The organism is Microlunatus antarcticus, assembly GCF_014193425.1.
Classification (GTDB): domain Bacteria; phylum Actinomycetota; class Actinomycetes; order Propionibacteriales; family Propionibacteriaceae; genus Microlunatus; species Microlunatus antarcticus.
Genome location: NZ_JACHZG010000001.1, coordinates 311,034 through 329,301 on the forward strand (window position 1 = coordinate 311,034; position 18,268 = coordinate 329,301).

Annotated in this window: 20 protein-coding genes; 12 read left to right on the forward strand and 8 right to left on the reverse strand. The window is 74.1% G+C overall.

The window, feature by feature from the left end; genetic code table 11:
* Positions 1 to 59 precede the first annotated feature (59 nt).
* The 4 genes from radA to FHX39_RS01525 are packed head-to-tail and all read right to left on the reverse strand — an operon-like array spanning position 60 to position 4,030.
* Positions 60 to 1,463, reverse strand: a complete 1,404-nt coding sequence (gene radA, locus FHX39_RS01510; protein ID WP_183336195.1) for a DNA repair protein RadA — start codon at positions 1,461 to 1,463, stop codon at positions 60 to 62.
* A 10-nt stretch (positions 1,464 to 1,473) separates the two neighbouring features.
* Positions 1,474 to 2,571, reverse strand: coding sequence for a histidinol-phosphate transaminase (locus tag FHX39_RS01515; RefSeq protein ID WP_183336197.1), 1,098 nt, complete (start codon positions 2,569 to 2,571; stop codon positions 1,474 to 1,476).
* A 23-nt stretch (positions 2,572 to 2,594) separates the two neighbouring features.
* Positions 2,595 to 3,230 (reverse strand): VOC family protein, encoded by a 636-nt coding sequence (locus FHX39_RS01520; RefSeq protein WP_183336199.1) that lies wholly within the window; start codon positions 3,228 to 3,230, stop codon positions 2,595 to 2,597.
* Between the two features lie 2 nt (positions 3,231 to 3,232).
* A complete protein-coding gene (locus tag FHX39_RS01525) occupies positions 3,233 to 4,030 on the reverse strand; it encodes a hypothetical protein (RefSeq protein ID WP_183336201.1) in 798 nt (265 codons plus the stop codon).
* A 22-nt stretch (positions 4,031 to 4,052) separates the two neighbouring features.
* On the opposite strand from FHX39_RS01525, the gene FHX39_RS01530 reads away from it, so the two are divergent.
* Positions 4,053 to 4,889: a sugar phosphate isomerase/epimerase family protein gene (locus FHX39_RS01530; RefSeq protein ID WP_183336203.1), complete on the forward strand. Its 837-nt coding sequence runs from the start codon at positions 4,053 to 4,055 to the stop codon at positions 4,887 to 4,889.
* Positions 4,890 to 4,945: 56 nt separating this feature from the next.
* Here FHX39_RS01530 and FHX39_RS01535 read toward each other — a convergent pair whose 3' ends face one another.
* Together FHX39_RS01535 and FHX39_RS01540 are read right to left on the reverse strand one after the other, a co-directional pair.
* Positions 4,946 to 5,587, reverse strand: coding sequence for an alpha/beta fold hydrolase (locus FHX39_RS01535; RefSeq protein WP_183336205.1), 642 nt, complete (start codon positions 5,585 to 5,587; stop codon positions 4,946 to 4,948).
* A gap of 10 nt (positions 5,588 to 5,597) precedes the next feature.
* Positions 5,598 to 6,329: a CPBP family intramembrane glutamic endopeptidase gene (locus FHX39_RS01540; RefSeq protein WP_332836925.1), complete on the reverse strand. Its 732-nt coding sequence runs from the start codon at positions 6,327 to 6,329 to the stop codon at positions 5,598 to 5,600.
* Positions 6,330 to 6,470: 141 nt separating this feature from the next.
* Here FHX39_RS01540 and FHX39_RS01545 point away from each other — a divergent pair, with 141 nt between their 5' ends.
* The 6 genes from FHX39_RS01545 to FHX39_RS01570 all read left to right on the forward strand — a co-directional run bounded on the left by FHX39_RS01545 (position 6,471) and on the right by FHX39_RS01570 (position 11,391).
* Positions 6,471 to 7,526, forward strand: a complete 1,056-nt coding sequence (locus tag FHX39_RS01545; protein WP_198423509.1) for an aspartate-semialdehyde dehydrogenase — start codon at positions 6,471 to 6,473, stop codon at positions 7,524 to 7,526.
* 1 nt (position 7,527) lies between these two features.
* Positions 7,528 to 8,379: a pyrroline-5-carboxylate reductase gene (gene proC, locus FHX39_RS01550; protein WP_332836611.1), complete on the forward strand. Its 852-nt coding sequence runs from the start codon at positions 7,528 to 7,530 to the stop codon at positions 8,377 to 8,379.
* Positions 8,376 to 9,524, forward strand: coding sequence for an acetoin utilization protein AcuC (locus tag FHX39_RS01555; protein WP_332836612.1), 1,149 nt, complete (start codon positions 8,376 to 8,378; stop codon positions 9,522 to 9,524). The genes proC and FHX39_RS01555 overlap by 4 nt, the downstream gene beginning before the upstream one ends.
* Before the next feature lie 314 nt (positions 9,525 to 9,838).
* Positions 9,839 to 10,069: a helix-turn-helix domain-containing protein gene (locus tag FHX39_RS01560; protein WP_183336209.1), complete on the forward strand. Its 231-nt coding sequence runs from the start codon at positions 9,839 to 9,841 to the stop codon at positions 10,067 to 10,069.
* A gap of 57 nt (positions 10,070 to 10,126) precedes the next feature.
* Positions 10,127 to 10,591 (forward strand): DUF2243 domain-containing protein, encoded by a 465-nt coding sequence (locus tag FHX39_RS01565; protein WP_183336211.1) that lies wholly within the window; start codon positions 10,127 to 10,129, stop codon positions 10,589 to 10,591.
* On the forward strand, positions 10,588 to 11,391 hold the full coding sequence (locus FHX39_RS01570) for a cytochrome c oxidase assembly protein (RefSeq protein ID WP_183336213.1): 804 nt from the start codon (positions 10,588 to 10,590) through the stop codon (positions 11,389 to 11,391). Before FHX39_RS01565 ends, FHX39_RS01570 begins: the two co-directional genes overlap by 4 nt.
* Here FHX39_RS01570 and FHX39_RS01575 read toward each other — a convergent pair.
* Positions 11,329 to 14,382 (reverse strand): glycoside hydrolase family 2 TIM barrel-domain containing protein, encoded by a 3,054-nt coding sequence (locus FHX39_RS01575; RefSeq protein WP_332836613.1) that lies wholly within the window; start codon positions 14,380 to 14,382, stop codon positions 11,329 to 11,331. The genes FHX39_RS01570 and FHX39_RS01575 overlap by 63 nt on opposite strands.
* A gap of 127 nt (positions 14,383 to 14,509) precedes the next feature.
* Between FHX39_RS01575 and FHX39_RS01580 the strand changes: the two genes are divergently transcribed.
* The 4 genes from FHX39_RS01580 to FHX39_RS01595 are packed head-to-tail and all read left to right on the forward strand — an operon-like array spanning position 14,510 to position 17,043.
* Entirely contained in the window at positions 14,510 to 14,611 is a 102-nt protein-coding gene (locus FHX39_RS01580) for a 30S ribosomal protein bS22 (RefSeq protein ID WP_002550589.1), read from the forward strand.
* A gap of 9 nt (positions 14,612 to 14,620) precedes the next feature.
* Positions 14,621 to 15,694 (forward strand): NAD-dependent epimerase/dehydratase family protein, encoded by a 1,074-nt coding sequence (locus FHX39_RS01585; protein WP_332836614.1) that lies wholly within the window; start codon positions 14,621 to 14,623, stop codon positions 15,692 to 15,694.
* On the forward strand, positions 15,618 to 16,703 hold the full coding sequence (locus tag FHX39_RS01590; protein WP_183336215.1) for a 1-acyl-sn-glycerol-3-phosphate acyltransferase: 1,086 nt from the start codon (positions 15,618 to 15,620) through the stop codon (positions 16,701 to 16,703). The genes FHX39_RS01585 and FHX39_RS01590 overlap by 77 nt, the downstream gene beginning before the upstream one ends.
* A gap of 13 nt (positions 16,704 to 16,716) precedes the next feature.
* Complete coding sequence (locus tag FHX39_RS01595) at positions 16,717 to 17,043, forward strand: hypothetical protein (protein WP_183336217.1); 327 nt, start codon at positions 16,717 to 16,719, stop codon at positions 17,041 to 17,043.
* Between the two features lie 13 nt (positions 17,044 to 17,056).
* Here the strand turns inward: FHX39_RS01595 and FHX39_RS01600 are convergent, their stop codons facing one another.
* Positions 17,057 to 17,941 (reverse strand): HAD family hydrolase, encoded by an 885-nt coding sequence (locus FHX39_RS01600; protein WP_332836615.1) that lies wholly within the window; start codon positions 17,939 to 17,941, stop codon positions 17,057 to 17,059.
* Between the two features lie 47 nt (positions 17,942 to 17,988).
* Between FHX39_RS01600 and FHX39_RS01605 the strand changes: the two genes are divergently transcribed.
* Complete coding sequence (locus FHX39_RS01605) at positions 17,989 to 18,267, forward strand: glutaredoxin family protein (RefSeq protein ID WP_183336219.1); 279 nt, start codon at positions 17,989 to 17,991, stop codon at positions 18,265 to 18,267.
* The last annotated feature ends 1 nt before the right edge of the window (position 18,268 follow it).

Sequence of the window (18,268 nt, forward strand, 5' to 3'; positions counted from 1 at the left end):
GGCCCACCCCGCAGCCGGCCGCCGTCATCTTAGGTCACTCTCAGCCGGAGTGCCCCGCCTCAGCGTCCGTCGACCCCGGCCGCCGACAGCGCGTGGGCGAGCGTCGGGACCTCGTGCACCCGGATGCCGGGACGCTCGGTCGTGCTGAGGCGCCGGGCGTCGACCAGGCCGCGACGGCCGGTCGTCGTCTCGGTCGGGACGAGCGCGTCGGTGAAACCCAGCCGCGCCGCCTCGGCCAGCCGCCGGTCGGTCCCCGGCACGCGGCGCAGCTCCCCGGCGAGCCCGACCTCGCCCAGGGCGAGGGTGCGCGGCGCGAGCGTCGTGTTCGTGGCCGCCGACGCGATGGCGATGGCGATCGCCAGGTCGGCGGACGGGTCGGAGACCTTGGCCCCGCCCACGGTGGAGGCGTAGACGTCGCGGCTGCCCACCGCGACGCGGCAGCGGCGCTCGAGCACGGCCAGCACCATCGACACCCGGCCGCTGTCGAGGCCGTGGACCGTGCGCCGCGGTGCGGGCAGCACGCTCGGGACGACGAGGGCCTGCAGCTCGGCGAGCAGCGGCCGGCGGCCCTCCATCGTCACCGTGATGCAGGTGCCGGGCACCGGCTCGGCGTGCACCGAGGTGAAGAGCCCGCTCGGGTCGGTGACCTCGACGATGCCGGTCTCGGCCATCTCGAAGCAGCCGACCTCGTCGGCCGGGCCGAAGCGGTTCTTGGTGGCGCGCACCATGCGGAACCCGGAGTGCCGGTCGCCCTCGAACGCCAGCACGACGTCGACCAGGTGCTCGAGCAGCCGCGGGCCAGCGATCGCGCCGTCCTTGGTCACGTGGCCGACGATGATCACCGCCATGCCGCGCCGCTTGGCCACGCGGACGAGCGCGGCCGTCACCTCGCGGACCTGGGTCGGCCCGCCGGGCGAGCCCTCCGCCTCCGCGGTGCCGACGGTCTGCACGGAGTCGAGCACCATCAGCGACGGCGCGACCTCCTCGATGTGCCCGAGCACGGTGCCGAGGTCGGTCTCGGCCGCCAGGTAGAGCTCGTCGGCGAGCGCGTTGGTCCGCCCGGCCCGCAGCCGCACCTGGGCGGCGGACTCCTCGCCCGAGACGTAGAGCGTGCGGCGGCCCGCCTTGGCCCAGCGCGCGGCGACCTCGAGCAGCAGGGTCGACTTGCCGACGCCGGGCTCGCCGGCCAGCAGCACCACGGCCCCGGGGACGATCCCGTCGCCGAGCACGCGGTCCAGCTCGCCGACGCCGGTCAGGGTGCGGATCGCGAGGTCGGGGTCGATCCGGGCGATCGGCACGGCCTTGGACGTGGGGGTGTGGGACTGCACGGTCGCGAGCCGGGGCGCGCCGGCCTCGCTGACGCTGCCCCAGGTCTGGCACTCCCCGCACCGGCCCTGCCACTTGACGGTCGTCCAGCCGCACTCCGTGCAGACGAACCCGGGTCGTGCCGCAGTCTTTGCCACGTCGACGACGCTAGGCGGGCCCGCTGACAGTTCCGGCCAGCCGCGCCGCCACCTCGAGCACGCGGGCGTCGGCCTCGGGCTCGCCGACGGTGATCCGGACGCCGTCGCCGGGGTCGCCGGACACGTACGGGCGCACGACCAGCCCGGCCTCGCCGAAGGTCGCGGCCACGTCGGCCGTGCCCGGACCGGCCGCGAGCCAGACGAAGTTGCCCTGGGCGTCGGGGACGTCGAGCCCGAGGTCGCGGAGCCCGACCGCGAGCGCGTCGCGACGGGTCACGAGCTCGGCGACCCGCGCGAGCAGCTCGGGCTCGTGCTCCAGCGAGGCGATCACCGCGGCCTGGGCCGGCAGCGAGACCCCGAAGGGCAGGGCCACGGCCCGGACCGCCTGCGCCAGCGGCGGCGCGGCGACGCAGTAGCCGACGCGGAAGCCGGCCAGCCCGTACGCCTTGGAGAACGTCCGTAGCACAACGACGTTGTCGCGGCCCTCGGCGACCTCCAGGCCGCGCACGGCGGTGGGGGAGGTGACGAACTCGACGTACGCCTCGTCGACGACGACGAGGACGTCGTCGGGCACCGCGTCGACGAAGGCGACGACCTCGTCGTGACGCAGCGCCGGGCCGGTGGGGTTGTTCGGGCTGCAGAGCAGGACGGCCCGCGTGGCAGGGCCGACGGCCGCGAGCATCGCGTCGAGGTCGTGCTCGGCCCCGCTGCCCAGCGGAACGCCCACCCAGCGAGCCCCGGTCAGCAGGACCGCGATCGGGTACGCCTCGAAGCTCCGCCAGGCGTGGACGACCTCGTCGCCGGGACCGCAGACCGCCTGCAGCAGGTGGTAGAGCACCCCCACCGAGCCCGTGCCGAAGGCCAGCCGGTCCGCGTCGACGCCGAGCCGGGCGCCAAGCGCCTCGGCCATCCGGGTGTTCGCGATGTCGGGGTAGCGGTTCATCGAGGCCGTGGCCTGCGCGACCGCCTCGAGCACGCCGGGCAGCGGCGGGAAGGGGTTCTCGTTGCTGGACAGCTTGTAGGTGACGAGGTCGGGCCGCGTCGGGGCCGGACGGCCGGCGACGTACGCGGGCAGGCCGGAGACGGCCGGCCGGAGGGGGACGGGCACGGTGCTCCCGGACTCGGTGAGGGCTAGATGCGGACGACGCCGGAGGGCGTCGTGAACACGGCGGCGACGACGCCGGGCTGGCCGTGCGGGGCGACCCACTCGACCTCGAGGTCGTCCAGCACCAGGTTCATCTTGCCGCCGAGCCACTCGTCGACCCGGGCGTGGTCCCCGGCGATCTCCAGCCGGGTCAGCGCGATGTCGCCGCCGCCCGCAGAGGGGTGCTGCTCGGGGTCGCTGAGCCACTGCACGAAGAAGGGGAGCTGCGGGTCGCTCTGCAGGCCCTTGACCCCGACCTGGCGCCAGCGCAGCTGGGAGCCGTCCGGGGTGAAGCGGCTGCCCTCGGCCGCGGTCCGCCCGAGGCGCTGCTCCACGGGACCGAGGTCGTCCACGGCCACGACCCAGCCGAGCCAGCCGCCGCCGTCCGCGGAACGGGCCCGGACGGCCTGCCCGAAGGGGGCCTTGTCGGCGGCCGGGTGGTCGAGGACCTCGACGACCTCGAGGTAGCGGCCCCCGGCGAGCGGGAGGATCCGGTTGCGGGTGCCGAAGCGGGGATGGAAGCCGCCGTCGAGGAAGCGGCCGCCCAGCTGACCGCCCAGCCGCCGGGTCGTCTCGTCGAGACCCTCGGGTCCCGCGGCGAAGGCCAGGTGATCGAGCTGCATCGTCACATCCTCGCTGCCGGGCCGCGGCGCGGCGCCACGGGGTCGGCCGGGTGGGACAGCGCCCGGCCCCGTCGGGTCTCGAACTCCTCGCACAGCCCGACCAGCACGTCGTACGCCGCGTCGCCCATCAGCGCCCGCAGCTCGGCGGCGTTCGTGGCGTACACGGGCTCGTCGGCGACGTGGGCCTCGGTGTTCGACGAGCAGTACCAGTCGAGGTCGTGCCCGCCCGGTCCCCAGCCCTCACGGCCGTACTCGCCGATGCTCACCTCGAGGTAGGTGGTGTCGTCGGTGCGGGTCACCGTGCGGTACTGCCGGCGCTGCGGGAGCTGCCAGCAGACGTCGGGCTTGGTCTCGGTGATCTCCAGGCCGGTGTCGAGGGCCAGCTTGTGCAGCGCGCAGCCGGTGCCGCCCGCGAAGCCCGGCCGGTTGAGGAAGACGCACGCCCCGTCCTCGACCCGGGTCTTGCGCGCCGGCTCGGTCCCGGCGGGGAGGTCCGTGGTGTCCTCGAGCTCGACCCAGCCGTCCCGCAGACCGACGTCGCGCAGCTGCCACTGCTCCTCGGTCAGCCAGGAGACGGCCTCGGCCACGCGCGACTCGTCCTCCTCGTCCGCGAAGTGGGCGCCGAGCGTGCAGCAGCCGTCGTCGGGCCGGTCGGCGTAGATGCCGGGGCAGCCGCGGCCGAAGATGCAGGTCCAGCGCGAGGTGAGCCAGGTGAGGTCGCAGCGGAACACCTGGTCGGGGTCGGACGGGTCCGTGAGCTCCGCCCACGCCCGGGGGAATCCGATCTGCACCTCGGGCATCCCGTCAGCGTAGTCTCGACGGGTGACAGCACAGGCGCCGAAGGTGGCCCTCTCGACGTCGTCGGTCTACCCCGAGGGCACGTCCAGCGGCTTCGAGCTCGCCCGCAAGCTCGGCTACGACGGCGTCGAGCTGATGGTCGGCATCGACGCGGTGGCCGCCGACATCGACGCGGTGGAGAAGCTGCGCGACTACCACGGCGTCCCGGTGCTCGCCGTGCACGCACCCTGCCTGCTGATCAGCCAGCGGGTGTGGGGGACCGACCCCTGGGCCAAGCTCGACCGTTCCGCGGAGGCGGCGATCCGGCTCGGCGCCGGCGTCGTCGTGGTGCACCCGCCGTTCCGGTGGCAGCCCGAGTACGCCCGCGGCTTCGTCGCCGGCATCGAGCGGCTCAACCGCGAGTACGACGTGACGTTCTGCGTCGAGAACATGTACCCGTGGCGTACGCCGGGTCGCGAGGTCAAGGCGTACGTGCCGGGCTGGGACCCGACCGAGCTGCCGTACGAGCACCTCACCCTCGACTTCTCCCACGCCTCGACCGCGCAGCAGCAGTCGATCGACCTGGCCAAGACCTGGGGCAGCCGGCTGCAGCACATCCACCTGACCGACGGCACCGGGTCGCGCAAGGACGAGCACCTGATGCCCGGCTACGGCGACCAGCGGGCGGGCGAGACCCTGACCTGGGTGACCGAGAACGGCTTCGACGGCCACGTCGTGCTCGAGGTCAACTCCCGCAAGAGCGGCTCGCGGGCCCGTCGCGAGGCCGAGCTGCACGAGGCGCTCGAGTTCACCCGCGAGCACCTCGCGGCCGGCGTCCGCTCGTTCGCCGTGGACGAGACGGGTACGGCACAGCAGAAGTAGGAAGCCGACCCGCGCACCCGTCGTCGAAAGAGCCGAGCAGACGGTCAGCCCATCCCTCAGACGCCGAGGCGGTCCAGGAACGGCGCCGCGGCGCTGACGAGGGCCGAGGGGTCGCGGGTGGCCCAGCCCTCCTTCGCGCCGGGGACGACGACCAGCTCCGACTCGGGCAGGACGGCGGCGAGGCGGCGGCTCGGGCCGCGGTTGATCGCGTCCTTGTCGCCGAGGACGACCAGCGCGGGGGTGCGGACGCGGTCCGCGAACGGGGACCAGTCGACCGTCCGGACCTGGTCGAGCAGCTCCAGCACCCGGCCCTGCGGACCGTGCAGCTGCTGCACGCGGGAGACCGCGAGCAGTCCGTACGCCGCGTCGGCGATGCCGCGGCGCTGGCGGTCCATGACCCGACTCGCAGTACTGAGCACCAGGGCGGCGACGCGCTCGGGGTAGTTGGCGGCGACGTGCAGCGCCACCATCGCGCCGTAGCCGCTCCCGTGCAGCACGGCCCGTTCCGCGCCGGAGGCCGACAGCGCGGCCAGCACCTCGAGCCCGGGCGACTCCAGCACGACCAGGCCGGGCTGCGGCGTGAGGTCGGGGACGAGCGCCGTACGGCCCTGGGCCGACCAGGCCTGCGTCCACGCCTCGGCGCTGCCGCCGGGAGCGGTCGCGGGTCGCAGGACGACGACGGGGGCCTTCTGCATCACGGGAGCATCCTCACAGCCAGGTGACGTACGGCGCGACCAGGGCGTACCCGACGAACGCCGCGACGTCGAGCAGCGTGTGCGCGACCACCAGCGGCGTGACGCGGCGCCACCGCAGGAACACGAGCACGAAGATCACGCCCATGATCAGGTTCCCGACGAAGCCGCCGTAGCCCTGGTAGAGGTGGTACGACCCGCGCACGACCGCGCTGAACGCGACCACCGCCGGCAGGCCCCACCCGAGCTGCCGGAGCCGGACGACGAGGTAGCCGACCATCACGACCTCCTCGAGCGCCGCGTTCTGCGCGGCCGAGAGGACCAGCACGGGGATCGTCCACCAGCTGTCGCCGAGCCCCGACGCCTGGACCTGGGTGTTGAGGCCGAGCGCGCGGGCGCCGAGGTAGAGCCCCAGCCCGGGGATCCCGATCGCCGCCGCGATGGCGAGGCCGCCGAGGAGGTCGGTCCTCGGGCGCGGCGGGACGAGGCCGACCAGGCGCCCGGCGGGCGCGTTGGTCTGGTTGAGCAGGTAGAGGGCCAGCAGCACCGGCACCATCGCGAAGCCGATGGCCACGAGCTGGTAGCCGAGGTCGAGCCACGGGCGGTCCGGCGTGGCCGACGCGTTCAGCGTGGAGGTCTGCGACGAGAGCGGCGTGCCGCGTGTCGAGCGCTCGATGATCGACAGGATCGAGTAGATCGCGGAACGCCCCAGCGACAGCCCGAGGACGAGGAAGATCTCCAGCCCGATCCACCCGCCGGCGGCCCGCCCGTGCGGCTGCGGCCACGGTCCGTCGAGCCCGGCCAGACCTGCGCGTACGCGCCCGACGATCACGCGCCCATCCTGCACGTCCGCGGAAGGAGAGGGGTGATGCTTCGCACACGCTCTACGCTGGCCCCCATGCGTGTTGGAGTCTTCGGGGCCACCGGGCAGGTCGGCGGCGTCATGCGGGCGCTGCTCGCCGAGCGCGGGTTCCCCCTCGAGCAGGTCCGTTTCTTCGCCTCGGCCCGGTCCGCCGGCACGACGTTGCCGTGGGGCGACGGCGAGGTCGTGGTGGAGGACACCGACACCGCGGACTTCACCGGGCTCGACCTGGCGCTGTTCTCCAACGGCAAGGCGGCCTCCAAGGCGACCGCGCCGCGCGTCGTCGAGGCCGGGGCCGTCGTCATCGACAACTCGTCCGCGTGGCGGATGGACCCCGACGTGCCGCTCGTCGTCGCCGAGGTCAACCCCGACGACGCCCTGCGCCCGGCCAAGGGCATCATCGCCAACCCGAACTGCACGACCATGGCCGCGATGCCGGTGCTCGCACCGCTCCACCGAGCCGCCCGGCTCGTCCGGCTGCAAGTCGCGACCTTCCAGGCCGTGTCCGGCTCCGGCGGGGCCGGCGTCGCCGAGCTCGACGCCCAGGTCCGCGCCGTGGCCGACCGGGCCTCGGCGCTCGCCTTCGACGGCCGGGCCGTCGCGCTGCCGGCACCCGAGCTGTACGTGAAGCCCATCGCCTTCAACGTGCTGCCGATGGCCGGCTCCATCGTCGACGACGGCTGGGGCGAGACCGACGAGGAGCAGAAGCTCCGCAACGAGTCGCGCAAGATCCTGCACATCCCGGACCTGCTGGTCGCGGGCACCTGCGTGCGCGTCCCGGTCTTCACCGGGCACTCGCTCGCGGTGCACGCCGAGTTCGCCGAGGACCTCAGCGCCGAGCAGGCGACCGCCCTGCTCGCCGAGGCCGCCGGGGTCGAGCTCATGGACGTCCCGACGCCGCTCGACGCCGCGGGGCGCGACCCGAGCTACGTCGGCCGGATCCGGGCCGACCGCTCGGCGCCGGACGGCAAGGGGCTGGTGATGTTCATCAGCAACGACAACCTGCGCAAGGGTGCGGCGCTCAACGCGGTGCAGATCGCGGAGCTCGTCTCGCAGGACCTGGTCTCGGGCAGCCGGGTCTGAGGTGACGGAGACCGCGGAAGGTCGGCAGCGCAGCCGGCTCGCCCTGCTCGGGGCCGGCGTGATGGGGGAGACCGTGCTGTCCGGTCTCGTCCGGGCGGGCTGGGACCCGACCGACCTCGTCGCCACCGACCGCCGGCCCGAACGGGTCGCCGAGCTCGAGGCCGCGTACGGCATCACCATGACGACCAACGTCGACGCGGTGGCCGGGGCGTCGACCGTGGTCCTCGTGGTCAAGCCCCAGGACATGCGCGGCCTGCTGTCCGAGATCGCGCCGACGCTCGACGCCGAGGCCCTCGTGGTCTCGCTCGCGGCCGGCGTCGACACCGCCACGCTCGAGGCCGGCCTGCCGGCGGGCCAGCCCGTGGTCCGCGTCATGGCCAACACGCCGGCCCAGGTCGACGAGGGCATGGCCGCCGTCGCGGCCGGGTCGTCGGCCACGCCCGACCACCTCGAACGGGTCCGCGACATCCTCTCGGCCACCGGTCGCGTCGAGGTCGTGCCCGAGGGCTACCTCGACGCGGTGACCGCGATCTCGGGGTCGGGGCCCGCGTACCTCTTCTTCGTCGTCGAGGCCATGATCGAGGCCGGCGTGCACCTCGGGCTGCCCCGCGACCTGAGCACCGAGCTCGTCGTGCAGACGATGCTCGGCTCGGCCAAGCTCCTGCGCGAGAGCGGGGAGCACCCGACCGTGCTCCGCGAACGCGTGACCTCGCCCGGCGGGACGACGGCGGCGGCGCTGCGCGAGCTCGAGGACCACAAGGTGCGGGCCGCGTTCCTCAGCGCGATGGAGGCGGCGCGCGACCGCAGCCAGGCGCTGGCGGCCGCCGCGCGCGACCAGCAGGCGCACCGGTGACCGGGCGCCCGGTCTTCGTCTACTCCGAGGCCCTCACCGGCTACGACTTCGGCTCCGACCACGCGATGTCGCCGGGCCGCGTACGGTCCGCGGTCGCGCTGGCCGCCAGCCTCGGCGTGCTCGACGCGCTCGACGTCGTCGCCCCGCCGCCCGCCGACGACGCCCTGCTCGCTACGGTCCACACGCCCGAGTACATCGAGGCCGTACGGCGTGGCGTGGCCGACGAGCGCCACGGCCTCGGCACCAGCGACAACCCGGTGTTCCCCGAGATGCACGAGGTCTCCTCGCAGGTCGTCACCGCGACGGTCGAGGCGGCCCGGCAGGTCTGGGAGGGCCCGGCCCGCCGGGCGAGCAACATCGCCGGCGGCCTGCACCACGCGATGCCGGACCGGACCAGCGGCTTCTGCGTCTACAACGACGTCGCGGTCGCCATCCAGTGGCTCCTCGACCAGGGGGTCGAGCGGGTGGCGTACGTCGACGTCGACGTGCACCATGGCGACGGCGTCCAGAAGGTCTTCTGGGACGACCCGCGCGTCATGACCGTGAGCCTGCACGAGACGCCGGTGTGCCTGTTCCCCGGCACGGGCTTCCCGACCGAGATCGGCGGGCCGGACGCCCTGGGCTCCGCGGTGAACGTGGCCCTGCCCCCGGGGACCGGCGACGCCGGCTGGCTGCGGGCGTTCGACGCGGTCGTGCCGCAGGTCCTCGCCGCCCACAGTCCGCAGGTCCTGGTCACGCAGCACGGCTGCGACTCCCACAGCCACGACCCGCTGGCCGACCTCGACCTGACCCTCGACGGGCAGCGCGCCTCGTACGTGGCCCTCGCGAACCTGGCCGACGAGCTCGCCGACGGCCGCTGGGTGTCGACGGGCGGGGGCGGCTACGCCGTGCTGCACGTCGTGCCCCGCGCCTGGACCCATCTCCTCGCCGTCGTCGGCGGCCACCCGCTCGACCCGGAGACGCCCACGCCGCAGGCCTGGCGCGACCGGATCGGGGCGTACGCGCCGGAGACCATGGGCGACGGCGTGCAGGTCTCCTTCCGTCGCTTCGACGACGGCTTCAACCCGGAGAGCCGGCTCGACCAGGCGATCATGGCGACCCGGCGGGCCGTGTTCCCCGAGCTGGGCCTCGACCCCGGTTTTTAGCTGTCCTCCTCGCGCCCGCCTACGCCCTGACGCTTCGGTCTTCCTCCTCGCTCGTCAGCGGTCGTCCCTGCCGCTGCCGCCGCTCGGCAGCTGACTCGCTCGTCGTCCAGACCGAACCGGGGCTCCGGCTACCCGACGCTCGGAGGGGTGGTGTGACCCTCGAGTTGAGCGTCAAGCACCAAGCCCTGCGTGTCGAAGAATTTCCTGTGAGGAGTCTGTACCAGGGGCACCGTTTACCACTACTCTCACACCAGTGCTCGCGTGACGCCGGAGGGGAAGCCCGGCGCCGACGGCACAGAAACGAGCACACGAGCATGGTGGACAAGACCGCCCCGAGCGGCGTCAGGCCGATCGGCGGCAACCTGACGAACGTCAATTTCCTCACGGTCGCCGAGGTCGCCGCGGTCATGCGGGTCTCCAAGATGAGCGTCTACCGCCTCATCCACGCCGGCGAGCTGGAGGCGGTGCGCTTCGGCCGCAGCTTCCGGGTCAAGGAGGGCGCCGTCGACGCCTACCTCAAGGAGTCCTTCTACGAGACCGGCTAGGCGAGGGCTCCGCGGGGTACGGGGTGCAGGTAGTCCCGTCCCCCGGAGGTCCCGCCCGTGCCCAGCCCCGCCCGTCGTCAGCCCGCCGCCCGCAGCACCCTGTCCGGCGTCCTCGCCGGGGTCGGTCTCGTCGCCTTCGTCGACGAGACCGTGTTCCACCAGCTGCTGCACTGGCACCACTTCTACGACCGCTCGACGCCGGACGCCGGCCTCGTCTCGGACGGGCTGTTCCACGCCGTCGGCTTCGTCGCCGTCGTCACCGGGCTGTTCCTCCTCGCCGACCTGCGCCGCCACCAGGCGCTCGTCGTGCGGCGGTGGGTCGGTGGGCTGCTGCTCGGCGCGGGCGGGTTCCAGCTCTACGACGGCCTCGTCCAGCACAAGGTCTTCGGGCTGCACCAGATCCGCTACGAGGTCGACCTGCTGCCGTACGACCTCACCTGGAACGTCCTCGCCGTCGCGATGCTGGTCGTCGGCGCCGTCCTGACCGTGCGCTCGCGCGGCCCGCAGCCGGCGGTCGCGTGAGCGGGCACCACGCGGGCGGCGTCGACCTCCTCGCGGTGCTCGGGCCCGTCGTCGCGCTGCTGGCCCTGCTCGCGTACGGGCTCCTCGTCGGCCGCGCCCGGCGGCGCGGCCGGAGCTGGTCGCTCCGGCGGACGGCGTCCTGGGTGGTCGGCTGCCTGCTGGCCACCGCGGCCGTCAGCGGCCCGCTGGCCGCGGCGGCCACGAGCAGCTGGACCGCGCACATGGCCGGGCACGTCCTGCTGGGCATGCTCGCGCCGCTCCTGCTCGTGCTGGGCGCGCCGGTCACCCTCGCGCTGAACGCGCTATCCGTCACCACCGCCCGGCGGCTGAGCCGGCTGCTGCGGAGCCGTCCGCTGCGGGCCCTCACCGAGCCCACGGTCGCCGCGGTGCTCGCGGTCGGCGGGCTCTGGCTGATCTACGCGACGCCGCTGCTCGAGGTCGCGCACGCGCACCCGCCCGTGGACGTGGTCGTGCACCTGCACGTCCTGCTCGCGGGCTACCTCTTCACCGCGGTGCTCGTCGGGCCGGACCCGCTGCCGCACCGCCGCGGGACGCGGCACCTGCTCGCGGTGCTCGTGCTCGCCCTCGCCGCGCACGACGTCCTGGCCAAGCGCCTCTACGCGGCGGCGACCGGACCGGACGTGCTCGACGAGCAGCGGGGCGCGCTCGTCATGTACTACGGCGGCGACGCCGTGGACCTGCTGCTCGCCGTGCTGGTCTGCCTGCGCTGGTACCGCTCAGGGCAGCGACAGCTCGACCTCGAACGCCCGCGCGCCCGGCCACAGGGCGTGCTCGGGTAGCACGTCCATGCCGCACGCGCGGCTCCCGATGCCGTGCACGGCGTCGTCCACGAACAGGAACGTCGCGTCCGGCGTCGGCAGCTCGTCCGGGTGCCGGGCCCGGTCGAGCTGCTGCGGCGTCCACCCGGTGAGGGTGAAGCCGGGACGGTGGCCGTCGGCGGCCGCGCGCGTCCGGACCACCAGGCGGGCCGCGTCGGCGTCACGCACCACCAGCTCGCGCAGCTCCGCGCGGTGCCCGGTCTCCTGCGGGCGCGAGTAGCGCACGTCGAGCCCGCCCAGGTCGGCGGCGAAGCGTCCGACGTACGCCGCGTCGTGGGTGTCGGGGTAGCTCTCGTGCGGCCCGGTCCCGAACCACTCGGCCCGGTCGAGCCCCACCGGCAGATCGAGGCGCACGCCGACCCGCGGCCAGGTGCAGTCCCAGCCCGGGTCGGGCTGGACCTCGACGCGCAGCGTCACGGCGTCGTCCCGCACGCCGTAGCGGAACGTGACGTCCACGCCGAGCGCCTGCGTCGCCGCGCCGACCCGGACCCGGACGACGGCGGTGTCGTCACCGACCTCGACGGCCGTCACCCGGTGGACGAGCCGGTCCAGGCCGCGCTCGCGCCAGCGCTGGTCGGACGACGGACCCGGGACCCCCTCGCCGAGGCTGTCCTCGGGGGCGGCCAGCTCGTACGAGCCCCGCTCGGCGCTCCGGTCGTTGTCGGTGGGGGCGCGCCACAGCTCGAGGCGCGGACCCGACACGGCGAGGTCACCGATGCGCGTGAGCAGGCCCGTCGCGAGGTCCAGCTCGGCCGGACCGAGCCGGACGGAGGCGGACCGGTCGGCGAGGTGCAGCCGTTCCGGGCGTCGCGCCGCGGTGACGGGCCGGGCGGCCTGCGGCGTGAGGTCGCACTGCGTCCGGGCGACCACGTGGCCGGCGGGCGCCCAAGGGGTGTCGTGCGCCAGCTCGGCCCGCACGGTCAGCCAGGTCTCCCCGGTGTCCGCCGGCTCGAGCAGCGCAGCGGGCAGCGCCAGCCGCCCCGTCTCGCCGGCCTCGACCGGCATCGCGTCGATGCGCACCTCGGCGTCCGCGTGCCCGTCGACATCGCGCACCCCGACGAACCGCAGCCCGGCGGTGGTGGCCGAGTGCTGCCGGTTGCGGACGCTCAGGATCGAGCCCGAGCACTCCAGGCGGACCGGCGCGTTGACCGCGCTCCACTCCGCCAGCCCCGGCGTCGGGGTGCCGTCGGGCAGGACCATCCCGTCCATGACGAAGTTGCCGTCGTGCACGACCTCGCCGAAGTCGCCGCCGTACGCGTAGAACTCGGTCCCGTCCGGACGGTGCGCCAGCAGCCCGTGGTCGCGCCACTCCCAGACGAAGCCGCCGTGCAGGCGCGGGTGCTCCTCGAACAGGTCGTCGTACGTCCGGACGCCGCCGGGGCCGTTGCCCATGGCGTGGACGTACTCGCAGAGGACCGCCGGCCGCTGCCGGATCCGCACCGCCTCGGCGGGGCCGTGCAGGTAGTCGACGAACCCGGCGTCGGATCCGATGGCCGCGGTCTCGCGGTAGTTCGGGTACATCCGCGAGTAGAGGTCGGTGTAGGAGCAGCTGTGGTCGCCCTCGTAGTGGACCGGCCGGCTCGGGTCGCGGCGGTGCACCCAGTCGGCCATGGCGGCGAGGTTGCGCCCGGTCCAGGCCTCGTTGCCGAGCGACCAGACGACGACGCTGGGGTGGTTCTTGTCGCGCTCGACGGTCCGCTCGATGCGGTCGAGGTACGCCTCGGCCCACGCCGGGTCGTCGCTCGGGTTGCCGGCCCAGTCGGCCAAGAAGAAGCCGTGCGTCTCCAGGTCGCACTCCAGCACGACCCAGAAGCCGAGCTCGTCGAGCAGGTCCAGCACCCGCGGGTGCGGCGGGTAGTGGCTGGTGCGGACGGCGTTGACGCCGGCGCGCTTCATGGCGAGCAGGTCCTCGCGGGCGAAGTCCTCGTCGAAGACGCGGCCGCGCACAGCGTGCGTCTCGTGCCGGTTCATGCCGCGGAAGACGAGCCGGTCGCCGTTCACGAGGAGCCGGTCGCCCGCGATCGTCACGCTGCGGAAGCCCAGGCGGACCGAGACCGTCTCGCCGGTCGACGTGACGGTCGCGGCGTACAGGCGGGGGGACTCGGCGGTCCACGGCTCGACCTCACCGAGGTCGAAGGTCCCCAGCTCGGCGGCCGAGCCGAAGGAGCGCTCGACCCCGAGCTCGGGGACCCGGACGGTCAGCGGGAACGCCTCCGGCCCGGCCACGACGCGCGGGTCGAGGCGGCCGTGCCCGCGCGTGCGGCCCGAGGGCGCGTACGAGGTCGCGAGCCAGACGTCGTCGAGGCTGCCGGCGGGGCGGGCGAGCAGGGTGACCGAGCGGAAGATGCCGGGCAGCCACCACTGGTCCTGGTCCTCGACGTAGCTGGCGGCCGACCACTGGTGCACGCGGACGGCGATCACGTTCTCGCCCGGGCGCAGGGCCTGCGTCACGTCGAGCTCCTGCACGAGCCGGCTGCCGCGGCCGACGCCGATCTCGACGCCGTTCAGCCACACGCGGTAGACCGACTCGACGCCGTCGAGGCGCAGCAGGGTCCGGGTTCCCTCCTCGCCGACCCAGCCGGGCCCGGCGAACGTCCGCCGGTGGTCGCCCGTCGGGTTCTCGTCGGGCACGTGCGGCGGGTCGAGCGGGAAGGGGTACTGCACGTTCGTGTAGATCGGCGCCCCGTAGCGGCGCGCGCCCGACGGGTCGCCGTGCAGGACCCAGTGCGAGGGGACGGGCAGCGTGTCCCAGCCGGAGTCGTCGTACGCCGGGTCCGCGAAGGCGGTGCCCAGGCCGACGGGGGAGGGCGACCAGCGAAAGCGCCAGTCGCCGTCGAGGCTCAGCGCGGGTGCGTCGGTGTCGACCCAGGCCCGCGCGGGGGTCCGTCTCCCGGTCCCGGGGCCCGTGTCCTCGAGGTAGTCCAGGTCCAGGTCGAGGCCGTGTTCGTCCACCCCACGAACCTAGTGGTGGCCCCGGAATGTCCTCGAGGTGACCACCGCGCTCGATCCGGGTAGTCTTCCTGGGCTGTCAGAACAAGAAGTCCGGGGCCAGGCTGTCTCGGTTACGAGAGGGTCACCTGTGGGTTCGGTCATCAAGAAGCGGCGCAAGCGTATGGCGAAGAAGAAGCACCGCAAGCTCCTGAAGAAGACGCGCATCCAGCGTCGTCGCGCCGGCAAGTAGCGCAGACCCGTGGCCACGACCCCTACGGTCCTGGTCACGGGGGTTTCCCGTTCTCTGGCCGCTCGTTTCGCGCGCGCTGCCGCCGCTGACACAGTGTGCGAGGTCATCGGGGTCGACATGACCCCGCCGCGTGACGACCTCGGTCGGGCGACGTTCGTCCGGGCCGACATCCGCAGCCCCGCCATCGCCAAGGTGGTGCAGGGCCGCGGGGTCGACACCGTCGTGCACATGGCCATCGTGGCGACCCCCGCGGGGGAGTCCGGCCGGGCATCGGCGCGGGAGACCGCCAAAGAGATCAACGTCATCGGCACCATGCAGCTGCTGGCCGCGTGCCAGCGGGCGGCGACGTTCCGCAAGCTGGTGGTGCAGAGCTCGGTCTCGGTCTACGGGGCGTCACCCCGTGACCCGGCGGCCTTCACCGAGGAGGACTCCGCACGGGTCCAGCCGAGGACGGGCTTCGGCCACGACGCGATCGAGATCGAGTCGTACGTCCGCGGGTTCGGCCGCCGCCGGCCCGACGTCGTCGTGACGACCCTGCGCCTGGCGACCCTGCTGGGTGCCGGCGTGGACAGCCGCCTCGCGCGCTACCTCTCCCTGCCCGTGGTGCCACGGGTGCTCGGCTTCGACGCCCGCCTGCAGCTGCTGCACCCCGACGACGCCGTACGCGCCCTCGAGCTCGTCGTCCGCGAGGACCTCCCCGGCACGTTCAACGTCGCCGCGCCCGACGTCGTCACCCTCTCCCAGGCCATCCGCCGCATGGGCCGCCCGACCGTGGGCGTGCCCCGCGGGAGCGCGCCCCTGGTCGCCTCCCTCTTCCGGTCCTGGCGCGCGGCCGACTTCTCGGCCGACCAGATCGACGCCCTGACCTACGGTCGGGTCATGGACACCTCGCGGTTCACCGAGGCCGGGTTCGTCCCTTGTCGTTCGACGGCCGAGGCGCTCGCGGAGTTCGTGGCCACCGCGCAGCCCGGGCTCCTCTCCGCCGAGCGGGTCGAGGGCGCCGCCGGTGCCGTCGCCCGCTTCGCCGAGCGCGCTGACCGCCGCGCCGACCGACACGCTGCCCGACGGGCCGGACGTGCCTGACGGCGAGCTCGTGCTGGTCGAGGACCCCGTGAGGCCGCCGCCCACACCGGAGGAGAGCCTCGCGGCCCGGCTGGGCGCGGCGCTCCGCGACGCCGGCGCCTCCGGTCGTCGCTTCGTGCGCGCCGTGGCCGACGACCCGGTCAGCGCGGTGCGCTCCCTGGCCGAGCCGCTCGGGCTGGACCCCGACGCCGCGGCGGAGGAGCTGACCGCGTTCCTGCGCTCGCGCGTCCAGGGCGACTACCCGGTCGACGCGTTCGGCTTCGACGTCGAGCTCACCGAGCTCGTGTTCCTGCCGCTGCTGCGCCCGCTCGTCCGGTCGTGGTTCCGCGTCGAGCTGCGCGGGGCGGAGAACCTGCCGACCACCGGGCCGGCCCTGCTCGTCTCCAACCACGCCGGCGCATTTCCGCTGGACGGGATGGTGCTCCACACGGTCGTGTTCGACGAGATCGGGCGCCACCCGCGGATGCTCGGCGCGGACCTGATCTTCTCCACCCCGTTCTCCGCCGACCTCGCCCGCAAGACCGGCACGACGCTGGCCTGCCCCGAGGACGCGGAACGTCTCCTGCGCGCCGGCGAGCTCGTCTCCGTCTTCCCCGAGGGGTTCAAGGGGCTGGGCAAGCGCTTCGCCGACCGCTACAAGCTGCAGCGCTTCGGCCGCGGCGGCTTCGTGTCGACCGCGGTGCGGGCGTCCGTGCCGATCGTCCCGGTCTCGATCGTCGGCTCCGAGGAGATCTACCCCGTCCTCGGTCGCCTCCCGACCCTCGCCCGGGCGCTCGGGTGGCCGTACTTCCCGCTGACACCCACGTTCCCGTGGCTCGGGCCGCTCGGCGCGGTGCCGCTGCCCAGCAAGTGGGTCATCGAGGTGGGCGAGGCGATCGCGACCGACGAGCTGCCCCCCGGTGCGGCCGACGACCCGATGGTCGTCTTCGACGTGACCGACCAGGTGCGCGAGACCATCCAGCAGACGCTGTACACGCTGCTCATGCAGCGGCGCGGCACGTTCTTCTGAGCGGCTGAGCACCGTGTACGGACCTCTCGCCCTGCTCGTCGTCGCGACGGCCCTCTTCGCGTCCGGCCTCGTCTGGTGGCGCGTCCGCCGACGCGCGGCCGAACCCCTGCCGGGCGGGGTGGACCTCGAGCAGGTCCAGGGTTTCGTGTTCGTGGGGTCCGGCGCCCTGGCGGTGCTCGGCGTCGCCGTCCTCGTGCTCGGCCTGGTCGGCCGCGGCGGGCCGGCCGAGGCCATGGGCGTCCTGGGCCTGATCGCGTACCTGGTCTACCTGCTCGTGGCCGTCGTGCTCATCCGCCGTACGGCCCGCCGCGGCGCCCGCCGCGCCGCGAACGTCCCTTGATCCCGATCCCCGGTCAGCGGCGCAGGTAGCGCGTGACCGCGACCGTGGCGGCGATGCCCCCGGCGAGCGCGCCCGCGCCGGCGGCGCTCAGCAGGCCCACCCGCGCGGCCCGGCGGCCGGTGCGGAAGTCGCGCACCTGCCAGTCCTGGTCCTCGGCCAGCGCAGAGAGGCGACGGTCGGGGTTGATGGCGACGGGGTGGCCGACGAGCGAGAGCATCGGCAGGTCGTTGTAGGAGTCGGAGTAGGCGAAGCTGCGGGCGAGGTCCAGCCCGTGCTCGACGGCGAGGTCACGCACGGCCTCCGCCTTGGCCGGGCCGTGCAGCATCTCGCCCACCAGCCGACCGGTGTAGACGCCGCCGTCGTGCTCGGCCGTGGTTCCGAGGGCGCCCGTCAGGCCGAGGCGGGAGGCGATGATGCCGGCCATCTCGACCGGGGCGGCGGTGACGAGCCAGACCTGCTGGCCCGCGTCGAGGTGCAGCTGCGCGATCGCCCGCGTGCCGGGCCAGATGCGTTGCGCGACGGACTCCTCGTACACCTCCTCGCCGACCTGCGTGATCTCGGCGACGGTGTGGCCCGCGATGAAGGACAGCATCGTCGCGCGCGCGTCTGCGACGTGCGCGGCGCTCTCCTTGCCGGCGGCGCGGAAGTACGTCTGGAACCACAGCGCCTTGATGATCGTGCGGGCGTCGAAGAAGCCGCGGCGGTACATGCCCTTGGCGAAGTGGAAGATCGACGCGCCCTGGACGATCGTGTTGTCGAGGTCGAAGAAGGCGGCGGCCAGCGGGTCGGGCTCGATGGGGTCCCGGCGCCGGACGGGGCCGCCGACGAGCTGGACGGCGCCCGCCCCGTGCGGCAGGGACTCGGGCGCCATCGACGAGACGGGCTCCGACGTCGGCACGGTGCCAGCGTAGGGGTGGGCGCCGACGCCCGTGGGAGACTCCACCCGTGGAACGCACCGCCGCTGCTCCGGCTCGCGTCCGGCTGCTGACCCGCACCGGCTGCCACCTCTGCGAGGAGGCCCGTGCAGTCGTCGCGCAGGTGTGCGCGGAGGCCGGGGAGATGTACGAGGAGGTCGACCTCGACCGCGCTGCGGCTGACGACCCCGACCTGCTCCGGCGCTACACCGACGAGGTCCCGGTGGCCTTCGTCGACGGCGCCCAGCACGCCTACTGGCGGGTGGACCCGGCCCGGCTCAGGGCGGCCCTCGCGCGTGCCCGCACGTAAG

Excerpts from the sequence above, each read along its gene's own strand:
- FHX39_RS01520 (WP_183336199.1), bottom strand. The coding sequence starts at position 3,230 with ATGCAGCTCGATCACCTGGCCTTCGCCGCGGGACCCGAGGGTCTCGAC.
- FHX39_RS01525 (WP_183336201.1), bottom strand. The coding sequence starts at position 4,030 with ATGCCCGAGGTGCAGATCGGATTCCCCCGGGCGTGGGCGGAGCTCACG.
- FHX39_RS01560 (WP_183336209.1), top strand. The coding sequence starts at position 9,839 with ATGGTGGACAAGACCGCCCCGAGCGGCGTCAGGCCGATCGGCGGCAAC.